At 72.1% G+C, this 16,715-nt stretch carries 20 protein-coding genes; 12 read left to right on the forward strand and 8 right to left on the reverse strand.

Going from position 1 to position 16,715, the window contains the following annotated elements; genetic code table 11:
• Positions 1-57: 57 nt before the first annotated feature.
• Together ACWCQK_RS39775 and ACWCQK_RS39780 are read right to left on the reverse strand one after the other, a co-directional pair.
• The gene (locus ACWCQK_RS39775) at positions 58-258 is read right to left on the reverse strand and encodes a ferredoxin (RefSeq protein WP_451163805.1); all 201 of its coding nucleotides are present in this window, start codon (positions 256-258) and stop codon (positions 58-60) included.
• 12 nt (positions 259-270) lie between these two features.
• Positions 271-1,470 carry a cytochrome P450 gene (locus tag ACWCQK_RS39780; RefSeq protein WP_451163807.1) on the reverse strand — a complete coding sequence of 400 codons (1,200 nt, stop codon included), beginning with the start codon at positions 1,468-1,470 and terminating at the stop codon, positions 271-273.
• Between the two features lie 309 nt (positions 1,471-1,779).
• Here ACWCQK_RS39780 and ACWCQK_RS39785 point away from each other — a divergent pair, with 309 nt between their 5' ends.
• Together ACWCQK_RS39785 and ACWCQK_RS39790 are read left to right on the forward strand one after the other, a co-directional pair.
• The gene (locus ACWCQK_RS39785) at positions 1,780-2,412 is read left to right on the forward strand and encodes a LysE family transporter (protein WP_451163809.1); all 633 of its coding nucleotides are present in this window, start codon (positions 1,780-1,782) and stop codon (positions 2,410-2,412) included.
• A 105-nt stretch (positions 2,413-2,517) separates the two neighbouring features.
• Positions 2,518-2,967: a nitroreductase family deazaflavin-dependent oxidoreductase gene (locus tag ACWCQK_RS39790; protein WP_451163812.1), complete on the forward strand. Its 450-nt coding sequence runs from the start codon at positions 2,518-2,520 to the stop codon at positions 2,965-2,967.
• Between the two features lie 56 nt (positions 2,968-3,023).
• Here the strand turns inward: ACWCQK_RS39790 and ACWCQK_RS39795 are convergent, their stop codons facing one another.
• Complete coding sequence (locus tag ACWCQK_RS39795; protein ID WP_451163814.1) at positions 3,024-3,989, reverse strand: cation diffusion facilitator family transporter; 966 nt, start codon at positions 3,987-3,989, stop codon at positions 3,024-3,026.
• Positions 3,990-4,112: 123 nt separating this feature from the next.
• On the opposite strand from ACWCQK_RS39795, the gene ACWCQK_RS39800 reads away from it, so the two are divergent.
• A complete protein-coding gene (locus ACWCQK_RS39800; protein ID WP_451163816.1) occupies positions 4,113-4,415 on the forward strand; it encodes a DUF4235 domain-containing protein in 303 nt (100 codons plus the stop codon).
• Positions 4,416-4,522: 107 nt separating this feature from the next.
• Here the strand turns inward: ACWCQK_RS39800 and ACWCQK_RS39805 are convergent, their stop codons facing one another.
• The gene (locus ACWCQK_RS39805) at positions 4,523-4,915 is read right to left on the reverse strand and encodes a VOC family protein (RefSeq protein ID WP_451163818.1); all 393 of its coding nucleotides are present in this window, start codon (positions 4,913-4,915) and stop codon (positions 4,523-4,525) included.
• Positions 4,916-4,993: 78 nt separating this feature from the next.
• Positions 4,994-5,458, reverse strand: coding sequence for a pyridoxamine 5'-phosphate oxidase family protein (locus tag ACWCQK_RS39810; protein WP_451163820.1), 465 nt, complete (start codon positions 5,456-5,458; stop codon positions 4,994-4,996).
• 247 nt (positions 5,459-5,705) lie between these two features.
• Here ACWCQK_RS39810 and ACWCQK_RS39815 point away from each other — a divergent pair, with 247 nt between their 5' ends.
• Positions 5,706-6,068, forward strand: a complete 363-nt coding sequence (locus ACWCQK_RS39815; RefSeq protein WP_451163822.1) for a DUF1304 domain-containing protein — start codon at positions 5,706-5,708, stop codon at positions 6,066-6,068.
• Positions 6,065-6,628 carry a TetR/AcrR family transcriptional regulator gene (locus ACWCQK_RS39820; protein ID WP_385774057.1) on the forward strand — a complete coding sequence of 188 codons (564 nt, stop codon included), beginning with the start codon at positions 6,065-6,067 and terminating at the stop codon, positions 6,626-6,628. Before ACWCQK_RS39815 ends, ACWCQK_RS39820 begins: the two co-directional genes overlap by 4 nt.
• Positions 6,629-6,674: 46 nt before the next feature.
• Here the strand turns inward: ACWCQK_RS39820 and ACWCQK_RS39825 are convergent, their stop codons facing one another.
• Positions 6,675-7,622, reverse strand: a complete 948-nt coding sequence (locus tag ACWCQK_RS39825; RefSeq protein ID WP_451163824.1) for a GlxA family transcriptional regulator — start codon at positions 7,620-7,622, stop codon at positions 6,675-6,677.
• A gap of 71 nt (positions 7,623-7,693) precedes the next feature.
• On the opposite strand from ACWCQK_RS39825, the gene ACWCQK_RS39830 reads away from it, so the two are divergent.
• Positions 7,694-8,644: an NADP-dependent oxidoreductase gene (locus ACWCQK_RS39830; RefSeq protein ID WP_451163826.1), complete on the forward strand. Its 951-nt coding sequence runs from the start codon at positions 7,694-7,696 to the stop codon at positions 8,642-8,644.
• 266 nt (positions 8,645-8,910) lie between these two features.
• Positions 8,911-9,288, forward strand: a complete 378-nt coding sequence (locus ACWCQK_RS39835) for an anti-sigma factor antagonist (protein ID WP_451163828.1) — start codon at positions 8,911-8,913, stop codon at positions 9,286-9,288.
• A gap of 151 nt (positions 9,289-9,439) precedes the next feature.
• Here the strand turns inward: ACWCQK_RS39835 and tuf are convergent, their stop codons facing one another.
• Entirely contained in the window at positions 9,440-10,633 is a 1,194-nt protein-coding gene (tuf, locus tag ACWCQK_RS39840; RefSeq protein ID WP_451163830.1) for an elongation factor Tu, read from the reverse strand.
• 240 nt (positions 10,634-10,873) lie between these two features.
• Between tuf and ACWCQK_RS39845 the strand changes: the two genes are divergently transcribed.
• The 3 genes from ACWCQK_RS39845 to ACWCQK_RS39855 all read left to right on the forward strand — a co-directional run bounded on the left by ACWCQK_RS39845 (position 10,874) and on the right by ACWCQK_RS39855 (position 13,836).
• Positions 10,874-11,536 carry a DUF4230 domain-containing protein gene (locus ACWCQK_RS39845; RefSeq protein WP_451163832.1) on the forward strand — a complete coding sequence of 221 codons (663 nt, stop codon included), beginning with the start codon at positions 10,874-10,876 and terminating at the stop codon, positions 11,534-11,536.
• 214 nt (positions 11,537-11,750) lie between these two features.
• Entirely contained in the window at positions 11,751-12,401 is a 651-nt protein-coding gene (locus ACWCQK_RS39850; protein ID WP_451163842.1) for a VanZ family protein, read from the forward strand.
• Between the two features lie 199 nt (positions 12,402-12,600).
• Positions 12,601-13,836, forward strand: a complete 1,236-nt coding sequence (locus ACWCQK_RS39855; protein WP_451163834.1) for a ricin-type beta-trefoil lectin domain protein — start codon at positions 12,601-12,603, stop codon at positions 13,834-13,836.
• A 12-nt stretch (positions 13,837-13,848) separates the two neighbouring features.
• On the opposite strand, the gene ACWCQK_RS39860 is transcribed toward ACWCQK_RS39855, so the two are convergent.
• Positions 13,849-14,097, reverse strand: coding sequence for a hypothetical protein (locus tag ACWCQK_RS39860; RefSeq protein ID WP_451163836.1), 249 nt, complete (start codon positions 14,095-14,097; stop codon positions 13,849-13,851).
• A gap of 171 nt (positions 14,098-14,268) precedes the next feature.
• On the opposite strand from ACWCQK_RS39860, the gene ACWCQK_RS39865 reads away from it, so the two are divergent.
• Both ACWCQK_RS39865 and ACWCQK_RS39870 read left to right on the forward strand, forming a co-directional pair.
• The gene (locus tag ACWCQK_RS39865) at positions 14,269-15,327 is read left to right on the forward strand and encodes a PHP domain-containing protein (protein ID WP_451163838.1); all 1,059 of its coding nucleotides are present in this window, start codon (positions 14,269-14,271) and stop codon (positions 15,325-15,327) included.
• A gap of 284 nt (positions 15,328-15,611) precedes the next feature.
• Positions 15,612-16,574: an SDR family NAD(P)-dependent oxidoreductase gene (locus ACWCQK_RS39870; protein WP_451163840.1), complete on the forward strand. Its 963-nt coding sequence runs from the start codon at positions 15,612-15,614 to the stop codon at positions 16,572-16,574.
• The last annotated feature ends 141 nt before the right edge of the window (positions 16,575-16,715 follow it).

Genomic DNA, 16,715 nt, shown 5'->3' on the forward strand with positions numbered 1-16,715 from the left:
GCGGCGCGGAGGCCGCCGCCGAGGCCCGCCGGGCGGTCCGGCCGCTCGTGGTGGCGGTCAGTCCGGCGGGTCCGACACGGTGATGGCGCCGACCGGGCAGGCCTTGGCCGCCACCTTGGCCATCGGGTCGCCCCCGCCGTCCTCCTGGCCGGGAAGCAGCATGCTGTAGCCGTCGTCGTCCTGGGTGAAGACGCCGGGAGCGGCCAGCGCGCACTGGCCCGCGCCGATACAGGCGTCCTTGTCGATGTCGATGTGCATGAGCAGAGCCTCTTACCAGGTCACGGGGAGTTCCAGCATCCCCTGGATCGTGTCGCCGGGTTTGAAGGGAATGTCCTCCGCCGGTGCCGCCAGATGGAGGTCGGGCAGCCGTTCGAAGAGGGTGCGCAGCGCGATCTCGAGTTCGGCGCGGGCCAGGTTCTGGCCGAGGCACTGGTGGATGCCGAAGCCGAAGGCGACGTGATGCCGGGCGGACCGCTCGAAGTCCAGCGTGTCGGGTTCGGGGTAGGCGCTCTCGTCGCGGTTGATGACGGAGGTGGAGAAGATCACGCCGTCGCCGGCCCGGATCGTGGTGCCGTCCACCTCGATGTCCGCGACGGCCTGCCGCTGCAGCCCGTCGGCGATCGACAGCATCCGCATCAGCTCCTCGACGGCGGTGGGCAGCAGCGCGGGATCGGCGCGCAGCTCGGCCAGCCGTTCGGGGTGCCTCAGCAGGGTGAAGGTGCCGAGCGAGATCATGTTGGCGGTGGTCTCGTGTCCGGCGACCAGCAGGATGATCCCGAGGGAGATCAGTTCGTCGCGGTCCACCGAACCGTCGCTGAGCTGCTGGTGGACCAGGTCGTCGAGCACGCCGGGAACGGGCGGCTCCTTCTGTTTGCGGTCGATCAGATCACCGAGGTAGGACTCGAGCCGGCCGCGGGCGTCCAGCACGTCGGCGACCTCGGGGCCGCGCAGCAGCCGGCGCGACTGCGACTCGAAGAACTCGTGGTCGGCGTACGGGACGCCGAGCAGCGCGCAGATCACCATCGACGGTACGGGCAGCGCGAAGGCGCCGACCAGTTCGGCCGGTGGCCCCTGCGCGATCATCGCGTCGAGCCGTTCGTCGACGATCCGCTGGATGTCGGGGCGCAGCGCGGCGGCGCGTTTGAGCGTGAAGCTGGGCACCAGCATCCGCCGCTGGGTGTGGTGCTCGGGGTCGTCGAGGCCGAGCAGGGCGGTCCTGCGGTCCCGGACGGCCGCGAAACGCGGGTTGGTCATGGGGAAGCCGGGCCGGGTGCGGTCGGTCGACAGGCGCGGGTCCGCCAGCAGGGTGCGGGCGAGGCCGTGGCCGGTGACCAGCCAGACCTGGCGGCCGTCGTAGAGGGTGACGCGGGCGAGCGGCCGGTCCGTGCGCAGCCGATCGTAGGCGGCCGGCGGGTGGTAGGGGCAGCTCCGGTCCTGGGGGAAGGCGACGGGTGCCGAGAGTTCCGTCATGGGAGACCTCACAGACGAAGGGTGCGTCGTGCCGATCTTCATTAGATGCCCCAGGCATCTAAGGGACGACACCATGTTCGGCCAGATCGACGAATGGGGCAATCTGGCCGGAATGCACCGCTCCGCTCGATCGCTTCGGGGTCCTGGTCACGGCCACCTCGAAATTCGGTTGCCGCGGGGGACTCACCACCCCCAGTATCCCGCCATGCCTACGATCTCCGCCGTGCCGCTCCCGACGCCCGCCACCGTCCTCGCGGCGCGCGTCCAGCAGCAGCCCGGCCGTCCCCGGAGGCCCGACGCCGCCGCGTCGTGACGGCCGCGCTCGTCGCGGGCCTGGTCGCGGGCTACGGCATCGCCGTACCCGTCGGCGCGGTCGCGACCTACCTCGTCTCCCTCACCGCCCGCACCTCGCTGCGCACCGGCGCCTGCGCCGCCCTCGGCGTGGCCAGCGCGGACGGCGTCTACGCCCTGCTGGCCACGCTCGGCGGCTCGGCCCTGGCCGCCGCGCTGCGGCCGGCCGTGGTGCCCCTGCGCTGGGCTTCGGCACTGGTGCTGGTCGCCCTGGCACTGCGGGGCGCGGTCACAGCCGTACGCCGGTACCGGGGCCATCTCCTCGCCACCCGCCGCGACCCACCGCCGCCGGGTCCCACCCGGGCCTATCTGGGACTGCTCGGCATCACGCTGCTCAACCCCACCACCGTGATCTACTTCGCCGCGCTCGTCCTGGGCGCCGGGGGCGCGGGCACCGCCCGTCCGCTGGACCAGGGGGTGTTCGTCCTGGCGGCCTTCGCCGCGTCGGCGAGCTGGCAGCTGCTGCTCGCCGGGGGCGGCGCGCTGCTGGGCCGGGCGCTGACCGGACACCGCGGACGGCTGCTGACGGCCCTCGCGTCCAGCGGGGTGATGACGGCACTGGCCGTACGGATGCTGATGTCGGCGGGGTAGGGCTGATCTGTGCCGTCCACCGTGACCCCGGATGAATCCCGGGCGTTGCTGTGTTGAACGACGGTGCGATCAGCCGTACGACACGACGACGATGGGACGAATGCCATGCCGCTCGAGGGCGAGTACGAACCCAGCCCGACGCAGTGGGTACGTGAACAGGTGGAACTGTACGAGAGCTCCGGAGGCACCAAGGGGACGACCCTGATGGACACGGGTCTGCCCGTCATCCTGCTGACGACCCGGGGTGCCAGGAGCGGCAAGCTCCGCAAGACACCGCTGATGCGCGTCGAGCACGACGGACGGTACGCCGCGGTCGCGTCGCTGGGCGGGGCGCCCAAGCACCCGGTCTGGTACTTCAACGTGCAGTCCGACCCCCGTGTGGAGCTCCAGGACGGCCCGCTCAAGCAGGACATGACGGCACGTGAGGTGACCGGCGCGGAGAAGGCCGAGTGGTGGAGGCGCGCCGTCGACGCCTTCCCGCAGTACGCCGAGTACCAGGAGAAGACGGACCGGGTGATCCCGCTGTTCGTCCTCGAACCTGTCGACGGGAACTGACCGGATTCTCCTGCGGCCCGGGATGCGTGGACCGGCGTCCGCCGGGCATCCGAGCTTCAGGCCCCGCCGCGCTCCCCCGTCGCGGCGGGGCTTTCCCATGCCTCCCGCGCGTGCCGGTCGGTCACGTCGAGGAAGACCTCCCGCGCCTGCGGGAACGTATGGCCGACGGACCGCTTGATGCGGACCGCGACCTCCTCGAATTCCTCGCTGTCCAGGCCGGGCACCAGGTCGACGCGGGCGGCCACCATGGTCGAGTCCAGGCCCGTCTTCATCGTGAACAGCGCCTCCACGCTGTCGATCTCGGGCTGAGCCGCCAGCAGCGCCCGGATCCTGCCGCGCAGTTCCGGGTCGGCGGCCTCCCCGATCAGCTGGTCGCGGGCCTCTCGGCCGAGCCCGAAGGCGATGACGACCAGCAGGACGCCGATCGCGATCGAGGCGCCCGCCTCCCACGCCACCTGCCCGGTGACCATGTGCAGCGCCATGCCCGCCATGGCCAGGGACACACCCAGCACGGCCGTGGCGTCCTCGGCGACGACCGTGCGCAGGGCCGGGTCGCGCAGCCCGGCCGAGCCGCCCTGGGCGCGCACCTGGTGCAGCGCCCGCAGCAGTGAGACGCCCTCGGCGACGAAGGCGACACCGAGCACGACCAGGCCCGCCACATAGCCGCTGAACTTCTCCTCGGCCCCGTTCCTGAGCGCCTCGACGCCCTGGAAGAAGGAGAAGCAGCCGCCCATCACGAAGATGCCGACAGCCGCCAGGAGCGACCAGAAGTACCGCTCCTTGCCGTATCCGAAGGGGTGCCGCTGGTCTGCGGGGCGGCGGCTGCGGCGCAGCGCGGCCAGGAGGAAGACCTCGTTCAGGCTGTCGGCCACCGAGTGCGCGGCCTCGGACAGCAGCGCGGGCGAGCCCGCGAAGAGGCCGCCGACGGCCTTGGCGACCGCGATGACGAGGTTGGCGGTGAGCGCCACCAGCACGGTGACACGCGTCTTTCGGTCTGATGTCCCGGTCGTCGTCCCACTCACCCCCGCCGACTGCCCCGCCCGGTACGACTCATGCCGTGCCTCGGGCGGAAATCGGGGAAGAGGGGCTGCAGGCGGTACGGGCCGCGCAGCCGGTACCGGGCACACGGACGACAAGGAGTTCCAGTGGCCAAGCAGAAGAAGAGGAAGCTGTCCCTCGTCTACCAGCCGCTCGGCCTGGCGTTGAGCTGGGCGGGCGGCGCGCTGGCGGCGGTCGCCTTCCGCCGGACCTGGAAGGCGGTGCGGCACGAGGACGACGCCCCGGACGCGTTGGACCCGGACCGCGGCTGGGGCGAGATCCTGCTGGCCGCCGCGGTCCAGGGCGCCATCTTCGCGGTGGTGCGCAGCGCGGTGGACCGTACGGGGGCCAAGGCCATCGAACACTCGACGGGGGTCTGGCCGGCGAAGGGACACGGCGGCCGCGACTGACGGGGCCGGACCGCCCGGCCCCGTCCGGTCCGCGATCGACGGGGCTGAGCCGCCCGCCCCCTGTTCTCCTGCCGCACCTGACAGGGGGCGGGCCGGCCGCCCGGCCGTCAGCCCTGCTTGGGCGCCGTCGACGGCAGGATGCGCAGAGTGAAGGAGTGGCCGGCCGGATCGGCGTAGCCGCGCACCTCGTACTCGGTCGGCGCGTTCTTCGTCTCCAGCGGGCGTCCGCCGAGTCCGACGACCCGGCGTTCCGCCTCGTCCAGGTCCTCGACCAGGAAGTCCAGGTGCACCTGGAGGGAGTTCTCGGGGCGCGGCCAGCTCGGCGGAGTCGCGTTCGCGTCGCGGCGGAACGCCAGCCGGATGCCGCCGGCCCCCCTGATCTCCACCAGGTTGGCGCTGACGTCGGTCTCCTCGGCCTCCAGCAGTTCCTTGTAGAACACCGCGAGCTTCTCGGGCTCGGCGCAGTCGAGCACCACGATGGCCGCGTTGACCAGTGCCATGTCTCCTCCACAGGGATCCCGGGCGCGGGACGTACGGCCCCGCGCCCTCTCCCTTGCGGATATCCCGGCCCGGCGGATTCAGTCGGGCACCAGCCACCGCCCGTCGCGCATGAGGTCCCGCCCGTCGATCTCGTCCGCCGCCCGCCAGGCCTGTACGCGCTCCGGGCGGAGCCGGAAGTACAGGTAGGGCGTGGCGATCCGGCGCGGGTCGAAGCCGGTCTTGCCCGCGAAGATCTCGGCGTCCTCCTCGGGCAGTTCCGCGGGCGGCACGGTGAGCACGCCGCCCTCGACGATCACCACGTCGCGGGTGGGCCCGATGCCGAGCCGCGCCCGGCCCGTGGCCCGCAGATCACGGCCGGTGGCGCTGGCCTCCGGGGTGGCGAGCAGCAGGGTCGCGCCGTCCCAGAAGAAGGACAGCGGGACCAGGTGAGGGACCCCGCCGGCCGCGTCGGCCGTGGCGACCCAGGCGTCCTCGTCGTGTTCCAGACGGTGCAGGGTGTCGAGTTTGCGCTGCTCGGCGGAGCGTGTGGGTGCTGGGGTCATCGTCGCTGGCCTCCCGACGGATGTCGTGCTGCGCTGACGGTCACACGTCTCCAGTGTGAGCGTCGGCCGCCCGCCCGCGAGGTGATCTCCGCCAGGCGCTCCGCCGCCGCGCCGAGCGGCAGGTCGAGCGCGTGCCCCGCACGCCCCTCTCCGCCTCGCGCGCGGCGAGCTGACGGGCACCGCCACGCCCGGCACTTCTTGGACAGGTGTCCATGTACAGTGGACGCCTGTCCAAGAAGGAGATGGCATGGATACCGTCGCGCAGGTGCTGGTCGGTCTGGTGGCCGCGCTGCATGTGTACATCCTCGTGCTGGAGATGTTCCTGTGGCAGAGGAAGCCCGGCCGGGGGCTGCACGGCTTCGACCCGGAGATGGCGCGCGCGACCGCCCCACTGGCCGCCAACCAGGGGCTCTACAACGGGTTTCTGGCGGCCGGCCTGATATGGGGACTGGTCGCCGCGGACCCGACCGGCTACCGGGCCCAGGTCTTCTTCCTGTGCTGTGTGGTGGTCGCGGGCGTGTACGGCGCCGTGACGGCCAATCGCCGCATCCTGTTCGCGCAGGCGCTGCCCGGCGCGCTCGCCCTGGCCGCGGTGCTGATCGCCCGGTGAACCGCACCGCGCCCGAGGACCCCCGCGCCGCGCGCACCCGCGCGCGGCTGCGCGAGGCGCTGCTGGCGGAGTGCGCCCGGCGGCCGCTCGCCGAGGTCGGCGTGGCGGCGCTGGTGCGCCGGGCCGGGGTCGGCCGGGCCACCTTCTACGTGCACTACGCCGACCTGGAGGCACTCGCCGTCGACGCCTGCGCGGACGTCGTACGCGAGGCCGTGGAGGCGCTGCACGCCTGGCGGGGCCGGCCCGACCCGGTGCACGCGCCGCCCGCGCTCGCCGAGTTCTTCGCCTCGCTCACCCCGCACGCCGACCTCTACCGCGCCCTGTTGAGCCCGGGGGGCGGCGGCCCGCTCGGCCGGGTGCTCCACCGGGACCTGCGGGCCTACAGCCTCCGCGAGCGCGCCCTCGCGGGCGCGGCCGACGCGCCCCTGGTCGCCTCCGCCGTCGCGGCCACCTTCGCCGGCGTCCTGGGCGACTGGCTGCACGGGCTCCTCGAAGCCTCCGCCGCCGACATCGCCGACCAGGTCTGGCAGTTGCTGGTGGCCCTGCACGCGAGCCGGTGAGCCGCACCACAGCCCGCGCGGTGCCCTCGCATGCGACGCGCGCCGGTCAGCGCACCGCCTGGAACGTGCGCCGGTAGGCCTGCGGCGAGACGCCGATCGCCGCGTGCAGGTGCTGCCGCAGGGACGCCCCGGTCGCGAAGCCGACCCGGCCCGCGATCTGGTCCACGGACAGGTCGCTGGACTCCAGCAGCTGCCGGGCCCGGGCCACGCGCTGCTGGATCAGCCAGCGGCCCGGGCTCAGGCCCACCTCGTCGTGGAAGCGCCGGGCGAAGGTGCGCAGGCTCATCCGGGCGTGCGCGGCCAGGTCGGTCAACGTCAGGGGGTCGTCGAGCCGTTCGAGGGCCCAGGCGCGGGTGGCGGCCGTACCGGCGGAACCGGACGAGGGCACCGGCTGCTCGATGTACTGGGCCTGGCCGCCGTCCCGGAACGGCGGGACGACACAGCGCCGGGCGACGGTGTTGGCCAGTTCGCTGCCGTGGTCGCTGCGCACGAGGTGCAGGCAGATGTCGACGCCGGAGGCGGCTCCGGCCGAGGTCAGGATGCGGCCGTCCTCGACGAAGAGCACGTCGGGGTCCAGCGCCACGTGCGGGAACAGGCGCCGGAACGCGTCGGCGAGCTGCCAGTGCGTGGTCGCCCTGCGCCCGTCCAGGAGTCCGGCCGCGGCGAGCACGAAGGCGCCGGTGCAGATGGAGACGATGCGGGCGTCCGCCCGGACGTACGCGAGGGCCGCGCCGATCTCCTCCGGGAGGTCGGGGGAGACCCAGGCGGGCGAGACGGGGGCGATCACCACCGTGTCGGCCGTGGCGAGCACCTCGGGCCCGTGCTCCACCGTGACCGTGAAGTCGGCGTCGGTACGCACCGGACGTCCGTCGACGGTGCAGGTCAGCACCTCGTACCGGCCGTCCGCCGCGCCGAGGATCCGGCTGGGGATGCCCAGTTCGAAGGGATAGACGCCGTCGAGGGCCAGGATCACGACCCGTTCCATCTTCTGCATGGCACGATCGTATCGAAGGTTGGCAATCGTGCCATGTTCTCGCCGGGCCTCCCCCGGCACGCTGGGACACCATGAACACTGTGAAGAACACGATGCGCGCTGTCGGCCAGGACGTCCTCGGCGGTCCCGAGGTCCTCAAGACCGTGGAGCTGGAGCGGCCCGAGCCGCGTCCCAACGAGGTGCTGGTCCGGGTCCACGCCGCCGGACTCAACCCGACCGACTGGAAGCACCGCGCCACCGGCGGCTTCCTGGGCGAGCCGCCGTTCGTCCTCGGCTGGGACGTCTCCGGCGTGGTGGAGGCCGTGGGGATCGGCGTCGCCCGGTTCGCTCCCGGCGACGAGGTCTTCGGGATGCTGCCGTACCCGTTCGGCCACGGCTCGCACGCCGAGTACGTCGCCGCCCCGGCCCGCGCCTTCGCCCGCAAGCCCGCCGGGATCGACCACACCCAGGCCGGCGCGCTGCCGCTGGTGTCGCTGACCGCCTGGCAGGCCCTGGTGGAGACGGCGGAGCTGCGGCCCGGACAGCGGGTCCTCGTGCACGCGGCGGCCGGCGGGGTCGGGCATGTGGCGGTACAGATCGCCAAGGCGAAGGGCGCCCACGTGATCGGCACGGCGAGCGCCGGCAAGCACGCCTTCGTGCGGGAGATCGGCGCGGACGAGGTGATCGACTACCGGGAGACCGACTTCACCGAGGCCGTGAAGGACGTCGACGTCGTGCTGGACACGATCGGTGGCGACCACTCCGTACGGTCGCTGCGGGTGCTGCGCCCCGGTGGCATCGTGGTGTCGATCCTGCCCGTGGGCTCGCAAGATTTCTACGAGGAGGCCGAGCGGCTCGGCGTCCGGGCGGTGCGCATGCTCGTGGACGCGGACCGCACCGGACTCCAGGCGATCGCGGCACTGGTCGAGGAGGGCAGGCTGCGCGCGACGATCGCGGGCACGTTCCCGCTGGCCGAGGCCGCGCGGGCGCACGCCCTCGGTGACACCGGCCGCACCACGGGGAAGCTGGTGCTGACCATGTGAGCGCGCGGTGGGCGCTGCGCGAGGGGCCGGTGTCCGCGACCGGCCCCTCGCGCCGCTCACCGCCCGCGCCTCAGCCCTTCCTCAGCCGCCCCTCAGCCGCTTCTCAGCCATTCGGTCCAGTTGGCCCAGATCTTGAAGAAGTCGGCCGCAATTCGAAGACATATGTCAATCGAACATGCTCAAATTCAGTCGTCCGAGGGTAACTTGCAGAGCGGGGAAGCGTTTTGGGGTCCCCGTCCCCGAAGCGGGTTGGAGGCGATGTCGTCGTGCGGAATCCGGCGCCACTCACCCGGCATCTGCGCGTCCACCGCGACCGGGGCCACACGGTCCTTGAGTTCCGCGGCGAGATCGACATCGCCGCGGCCGCGGAGATCGTCCCGCATCTGGACCACGCCACCGCCGGCCCCGGGCCGCGGATCGTGATCGACCTGCGGCAGGTCGAGTTCTTCGACTGCTCGGGCCTGCGCCTGCTCTACCGGGCCAGGCGCCGGGTCCTGGACCGCGACGGTCAGCTGCACCTGGTGTGCGCCCATCCGCTGACCCTGCGCGTGCTGCGGCTGACCGGACTGTCCCGGCTGCTGCCCCCGCGGCCCACACTGGACGCGGCCCTGGGACAGCCCGAGGCCACGTCCGGCTCGTTATGACCTTCCCCTCGCCTCCCGCGCCTCCCGCGCCTCCCTCGTCCCCCGCATTGCCCGCTTCCCGCGCCCTTCGGCTCTCGCGGCTCTCGCGGCTCTCGCGACTCCCCCGCATTCCCCGAAACCCCGGGCTCCGCCGACTCCCCCGCCGGCCCCGCTACCTCAAGATCCTGGTGACCTGACCCGCCCCCACCGTCCGGCCGCCCTCCCGGATGGCGAACTTCAGCCCCTCCTCCATGGCGATCGGCTGGATCAGCTCGACGTGCATCGTCGTGTTGTCACCCGGCATCACCATCTCGGTGCCCTGCGGCAGCGTCACCACCCCCGTCACGTCGGTCGTGCGGAAGTAGAACTGCGGGCGGTAGTTCTGGAAGAACGGCGTGTGCCGTCCGCCCTCGTCCTTGGACAGGATGTACGCGCGTGCCTCGAACTCGGTGTGCGGGGTGACCGACCCCGGCCTGATCACGACCTGACCGCGCTCGACCTCCTCACGCTTCACCCCCCGCAGCAGCAGCCCGACGTTCTCCCCGGCCCGGCCCTCGTCCAGGAGCTTGCGGAACATCTCGACGCCGGTGACCGTCGTCCTCGTCTTCTGCTGGTGGATGCCGATGATCTCGACCTCGCTGTGCACCCGCAGCACGCCGCGCTCGATCCGGCCGGTGACGACCGTGCCGCGCCCGGTGATGGTGAAGACGTCTTCGATCGGCATCAGGAACGGCCGGTCGACGTCCCGCACCGGCTCGGGCACGAACTCGTCGACGGCGTCGAGGAGTTCGAGCACCGAAGCGGCCCACCGCGGGTCGCCCTCCAGGGCCCGCAGCGCCGACACGCGGACCACGGGGACCTCGTCGCCAGGGAACTCGTACTCGGTGAGCAGCTCGCGCACCTCCAGCTCGACGAGCTCCAGGATCTCCTCGTCGTCGACCACGTCCGTCTTGTTCAGGGCGACGACGACGTACGGCACCCCCACCTGCCGGGCCAGCAGCACATGCTCCTTCGTCTGCGGCATCGGCCCGTCCGTGGCGGCGACGACCAGGATCGCGCCGTCCATCTGGGCGGCGCCGGTGATCATGTTCTTGATGTAGTCCGCGTGCCCCGGGCAGTCGACGTGCGCGTAGTGCCGGCGGCCGGTCTGGTACTCGACATGCGCGATCGAGATCGTGATGCCGCGCCGGCGTTCCTCGGGCGCCTTGTCGATCTGGTCGAACGGCGTGTACGGGTTCAGGTCCGGGAACCTGTCGTGGAGCACCTTCGTGATCGCCGCCGTGAGCGTGGTCTTGCCGTGGTCGATGTGACCGATGGTGCCGATGTTCACGTGCGGCTTGCTCCGCTCGAACTTCGCCTTGGCCACCGCGTCCCCTCCCTCGGATCCGTCCCTTCCTGTCTATTCGGTTCACGGCGCGTCGAACAGGCCGCTGACGGACTCACCGTGGTGAATACGGGCGTACGGCCACGGCGAGCGCCGCAGCACCGGAGCGCCGGAGTGCCAGAGCACCGACGAGCCGCTCCTCGGCCGGAACTGCTCAGCCGATCGGGCTGTCTGGCACGGGAATTGAGGGGAATGCGCCTAGCAGAAAGGGGGACCGTCGACATGAAGACTCCCATCAGGCGTATTCCCAGGCGGATGCCCGGCTGGGCGAAGGTGCTGACGGCGTTCGGGCTGGTGCTCGTGGTGCTGTTCGCCGGGATCCGGCTGGCCGTACTGCCGGGACTGAAGGACCTGTTCGGTACCGAGACCCAGGACCGCTCGGGTCCGGCGCTGCTCAAGTCCATCCAGGACATGAGCCGTTACGACGCGGCCTCCGGCAACTTCCAGGTCGTCGTGGACCTGGAGAAGGACGCCAAGTACCTGCCCGACGCGCTCCGCGGCACCCGCACCCTGTACGTCGGGGCGGGCACCGTGGAGGCGTACGTCGACCTCGGCAAGATGGGCGAGAACGACGTGAGGGTCGACAAGGACCGTACGTCCGCCACACTCCGGCTGCCCCACGCGCAGCTCGGCAAGCCGGCTCTCGACCCCGACCGCTCCTACGCCGTCTCCAAGCAGCGCGGTCTCCTCGACCGGCTCGGCGATCTCTTCTCGGACAACCCGAACGGCGAACAGGCCGTGCAGAAGCTCGCGGTCCGGCACATCGGCGACGCCGCCAAGGACAGCGGGCTGACCACACGGGCCGAGACCAACACCACGGACATGCTCGAAGGGCTGCTGGGCTCCCTCGGCTTCAAGGAGGTGCACGTCTCCTACGGGACCTGACCGGCCGCCGGTCGCGGCGCGGGCGGCCACGCCCCGGACCCGGTTTCGCCGACCGCGTGGGCCACCACGCCGGCGAGGCCGGGACCGGTCGGGTGCGGCATCCGGCCGGAACGCGGGTAAGCGCCCTACAACGCCGGGACATTGAAGACTGGAGCACCGAATGGCCCGTACCGCCTCGAGATCCCGTACCGCCGCCGCCTTCCTCTCCCGCACCGTGCGGCTCAGGCCGGCGCCCGCCGGACCGGAGCCGGCCGCCGCGAGCAGGCGCCCGTTCCGCTTCCGTGGCGGCGGGACGAAGGCCGGGGCCAAGGGCCCGGCGAAGAGCGGGGCCAAGACCGCCAAGAACGGGGGCAAGGCCAAGGGCGGCGCCCGGCCCGCCGCGCGACCGGCTCGCGCGGAGCGCCGTCCGCTCCCCCTGCCGCTGCGGATACTGGCGATGCTGTGCGCCTTCGTGTTCATGGTGGCCTTCGCCGTGGTGCTGGCCAAGCTCACCCTCGAGCCCTCGCCCGCGTCGGTGGCGCTGACGCACACGAACCTGCATCCGGGCCGTTCCCTCAAGGCCTACCTGGACCAGCCCGCACTGCGCGACGCCGTGAAGCAGGTCGGCGGGAACGTGCTGCTCGGCGTCCCGTTCGGCATCCTGGTGCCGGTCCTGGCCCCCCGGGCCCGGGGGCTGCTGCGGGTACTCCTGCTGACCGCGACCGTGATGCTGCTGGTGGAGTTCGCCCAGGGCGCGCTGATCACCGGGCGTGCCTTCGACATCGACGATGTCATCCTCAACACCGGCGGGGCGCTGGTGGGGTACCTGCTGTTGGGCCGGCGGCTGGGCCGGGCGGTGCACGCGCGCAAGCAGCGGCAGGAATAGGCCGCTCCCGGCGGCTGCGGATCGTCGTCGGCCGACGGCCAGGGACAGCCGTCGGCCGACGACCCACCCCTCGACTACTGGTCCGTACCAAAGTATTGACGGTCCCTTAACTTACTTCTTAAATCAAGAGGCGACGCATCCACCCCCCACCTCAGTCGGCACGCCCGCCCCCCGGGCACGCCGTACGGAAGGGAGAGCCGTGGCCTCCCCACGCCTGCTCCGCAGCTGTCTGCTCGCCGCCCTGTCCGCCGTGCTCGCCGCGTCCGCCGCGATCGGCCCGGCGCAGGCGGACACCCCGTCCGCCGCGACGGCGGCGGCGGCCGTGACGTTCTCCGACTCCTTCGACGGGCCCGCCGGCGCGGCCGTCGACTCCTCGAAGTGGCAGATCGAGACCGGGGACAACGTCAACAACCACGAACGGCAGTACTACACCTCGGGCAACAAGAACGCGGCACTGGACGGCCAGGGCCACCTGGTGATCACCGCTCGCCGCGAGAATCCATCCAACTACCAGTGCTGGTACGGGACTTGCCAGTACACCTCGGCGCGACTGAACACCTCCGGGAAGTTCACCGCGCAGTACGGTCACGTAGAGGCCCGGATGAAGATCCCGCGCGGGCAGGGCATGTGGCCGGCCTTCTGGATGCTGGGCACCCCGGTGAACTGGCCCGACTCGGGCGAGATCGACATCATGGAGAACGTCGGCTTCGAGCCCTCCACCGTCCACGGCACCATCCACGGCCCCGGCTACTCCGGCGCCGGCGGCATAGGCGCGGGCTACTCCCTGCCGAACGGGCAGGCGTTCGCCGACGCCTTCCACACCTTCGCCGTCGACTGGGCGCCCGACTCGATCACCTGGACCGTGGACGGCAACGTCTACCAGCGACGCACCCCCGCCGACCTGGGCGGCCGGACCTGGGTGTTCAACAAGCCGTTCTTCCTGATCCTCAACCTGGCGGTCGGCGGCTACTGGCCCGGCGACCCGGACGGCTCCACCGCGTTCCCGCAGCAGCTCGTCGTGGACTCGGTCTCGGTGACGACCGGCGACACTCCGGCCGCCTCGGCGATCAGGGGGCTGGCCGGCAAGTGCGTCGACGTGGCAGCGGCGAACTCCGCCAACGGCACCCCCGTACAGCTCTACGACTGCAACGGCACCGCTGCCCAGCAGTGGACGGTCGGCTCGGACGGCACGCTGCGGGCGCTCGGGAAGTGCCTGGACGTCACCGGCAACGGCACGGCGGACGGCACGACGGTGCAGCTGTGGGACTGCACGGGCGGCCCGAACCAGAAGTGGGCGATCTCCGCCGCACACGACATCGTGAACCCGCAGGCGAACAAGTGTCTGGACGTGACCGGCAACAACCCGGCCAACGCCACCCGGCTCCAGCTGTGGACCTGCACCGGCGGCGCCAACCAGAAGTGGACGGTCGGCTGACCCGGAGCCGCTCTAGTGACGGCCCCAGCGAGGGGTCCAGGTGAACTTGTCCCCGCCGACCCAGCGGACCACCTCCGGGTCGTCCAGGTCGTGGACGACGATGCCGAACGCGGCCGCCGCCGTCAGGACGTCGGTAACGGCCTTCGCCTCACCGACCACCTGGCCGTCGATCTCCACGATGCGGAACGGGGGCGTGCCCGGCTGGACCCCGAGCACCATGATCCGCGGGTTGGACATATATGGACATGAGACTTCGGTCATGTCTTAGAGCGTAGAACGCAACCGGCGGTCGCGAGTGACGTGCGTCACCCGCCGGGACCCTCGGGGCGGCCGGCTCCACCGCCCCGGACGGGCGGACACCCGGGAACACCGGGTGTCCGCCCGTCGTGCGGCCCGGCTCCGGCTGGGCAACCCTGGATCCAGGAGGTGGCGATGGATCCCGTGGCGGCACTGGACCGGATCGCCTTCCTGCTGGAGCGGTCCCAGGCGCCGACGTACCGCGTCCGCGCCTTCCGCACCGCCGCGCACGTGCTGGGGCGGCTGCCGGAGGCGGAGCTGCGCGAGCGGGCGGCGGCCGGGACGCTGGAGCGGCTCAAGGGCGTGGGGCCGAAGACCGCCCAGGTGGTGCGCGAGGCCCTGGACGGGCAGGTGCCCGGCTATCTGCGCACGGCGGAGGCCGAGGCCTCGGGCCCGCTCGCCGAGGGCGGCCGGCGGCTGCGGGCGCTGCTGCGCGGGGACTGCCATCTGCACTCCGACTGGTCGGACGGCGGCAGTCCGATCGAGGAGATGGGCCGGACCGCGGCCGCGCTCGGGCACGAGTGGGCGGTGCTGACCGACCACTCCCCCCGGCTGACGGTGGCGCGCGGGCTGTCGGCCGAGCGGCTGCGCGAGCAGCTGACCGTGGTGGCCGAGCTCAACGCGACCTGGGCACCGTTCCGGCTGCTCACGGGCATCGAGTGCGACATCCTCGACGACGGCACCCTCGACCAGGACCCCGAGCTGCTGGAACGGCTCGACGTGGTCGTCGTGTCCGTCCACTCCAAGCTGCGGATGGACGCCCGGTCGATGACCCGGCGCATGGTGGCCGCCGTCCGTGACCCGCACGCCGACATCCTCGGGCACTGCACGGGCCGGCTGGTCACCGGGCGTGGCCGGCCGGAGTCGGAGTTCGACGCGGACGAGGTCTTCGCCGCATGCGCCGAGTCCGGCACGGCCGTGGAGATCAACAGCCGTCCGGAGCGGCTCGACCCGCCCCGCCGTCTGCTGCGCCGGGCCGTCGCGGCGGGCGCGCTGTTCTCGATCGACACCGACGCCCACGCGCCCGGCCAGCTGGACTGGCAGATCCTCGGCTGCGCGCGGGCCGAGGAGTGCGAGGTGCCGGCCGGGCGTGTGGTCACCACCTGGTCCCTGGACGAGCTGCAGGCCTGGACACGGGAGGGACGCACACCGTCGCGCGCAGCGCCCGTCCGAGGCGGCTCCCGGACGGGGTGACGCGGATCACCGCGCACGGCGGCCCGGCGGGGAACACCGCAGGGGGGTCACCCGTTGAACGGGGCGTGGGTGCGGATGGGACAGTGTCCCCGGGCCTCACCTTTTGCCCACAGGGACGATCGTTCGGCTGAAGCCCTGTGGAGCGTTTCGCCGAGAGGCGACCGCCATCCGTGCCCACCGTTTGGCCGCCCCGACCGTGATTCCCCCGTCCGGTCGGGGCTTTCCTCTGTCGCCACCCCGTTTCCGCTTGACTTCGAGAGCACTCGAATTCGTAGCGTTCCGGCATGAGCACTGCACAGCACAAGATCGGTTCGGGCTTCGGCGCCGAGAGCACCGCCGACGACGTCCTGCACGGCATCGACCTCGGCGGGAAGCTCGCCATCGTCACCGGCGGCTACTCGGGTCTCGGCCTGGAGACCACCCGCGCCCTGACCAAGGCGGGCGCCCACGTGGTGGTCCCGGCCCGGCGTCCGGACCCGGCAGGGCAGGCGCTGGCCGGGATCGAGGGCGTCGAGCTGGACGAACTGGACCTCGGCGACCTGGAGAGCGTGCGCGGCTTCGCCGAACGGTTCCTCGCCTCCGGCCGGACCGTGGACTACGTCATCGACAGCGCCGGGATCATGGCCTGCCCGGAGACCCGGGTCGGGCCCGGCTGGGAAGCCCAGTTCGCGACCAACCACCTGGGCCACTTCGCACTGGTCAACCGGCTGTGGCCGGCGATCACGCCCGGCGGCGCCCGCGTCGTCTCCGTCTCCTCGCGCGGTCACCACTTCTCCGGCATCCGCTGGGACGACGTCCAGTGGCGCCAGGGTTACGACAAGTGGGAGGCGTACGAACAGGCCAAGACGGCGAACGCGCTGTTCGCCGTGCACCTGGACAAGCTCGGCCGGGACGCCGGGGTACGGGCCTTCTCGCTCCACCCGGGCGGCATCATCACGCCGCTCCAGCGTCACCTCCCGAAGCAGGAGATGGTGGACCGGGGCTGGATCGACGAGGACGGCAACCCGCTCGACCCGGAGGGTTTCAAGACCCCCGAACAGGGCGCGGCCACCCAGGTGTGGGCCGCGACCTCGCCCCAGCTCAACGGCCTGGGCGGGCTGTACCTGGAGGACTGCGACGTCGCCGAGCCCGCCCCGGCGGACGGTGAGCGGATCGGGGTGAAGGAGTGGGCGACCGATCCCGAACTGGCCGCCCGGCTCTGGGAGTTCTCGGCCGAGCTCACCGGCGTGAACGCGTTCGCCGACTAAGAGTCATCCCGTAATGGGATGTCGTCCGTCCGGTTCCTGTTCGGGGGGGCCGCCGGGTGGCGGCGTGTTCCGTACTGGGGCGGCTGTTCCGACGTGGGCCTTGTGCCGCGTGGTTGCGGGTCGGGTCTCATTCGGGGTGGG

Source organism: Streptomyces sp. NPDC002306 (assembly GCF_053593435.1).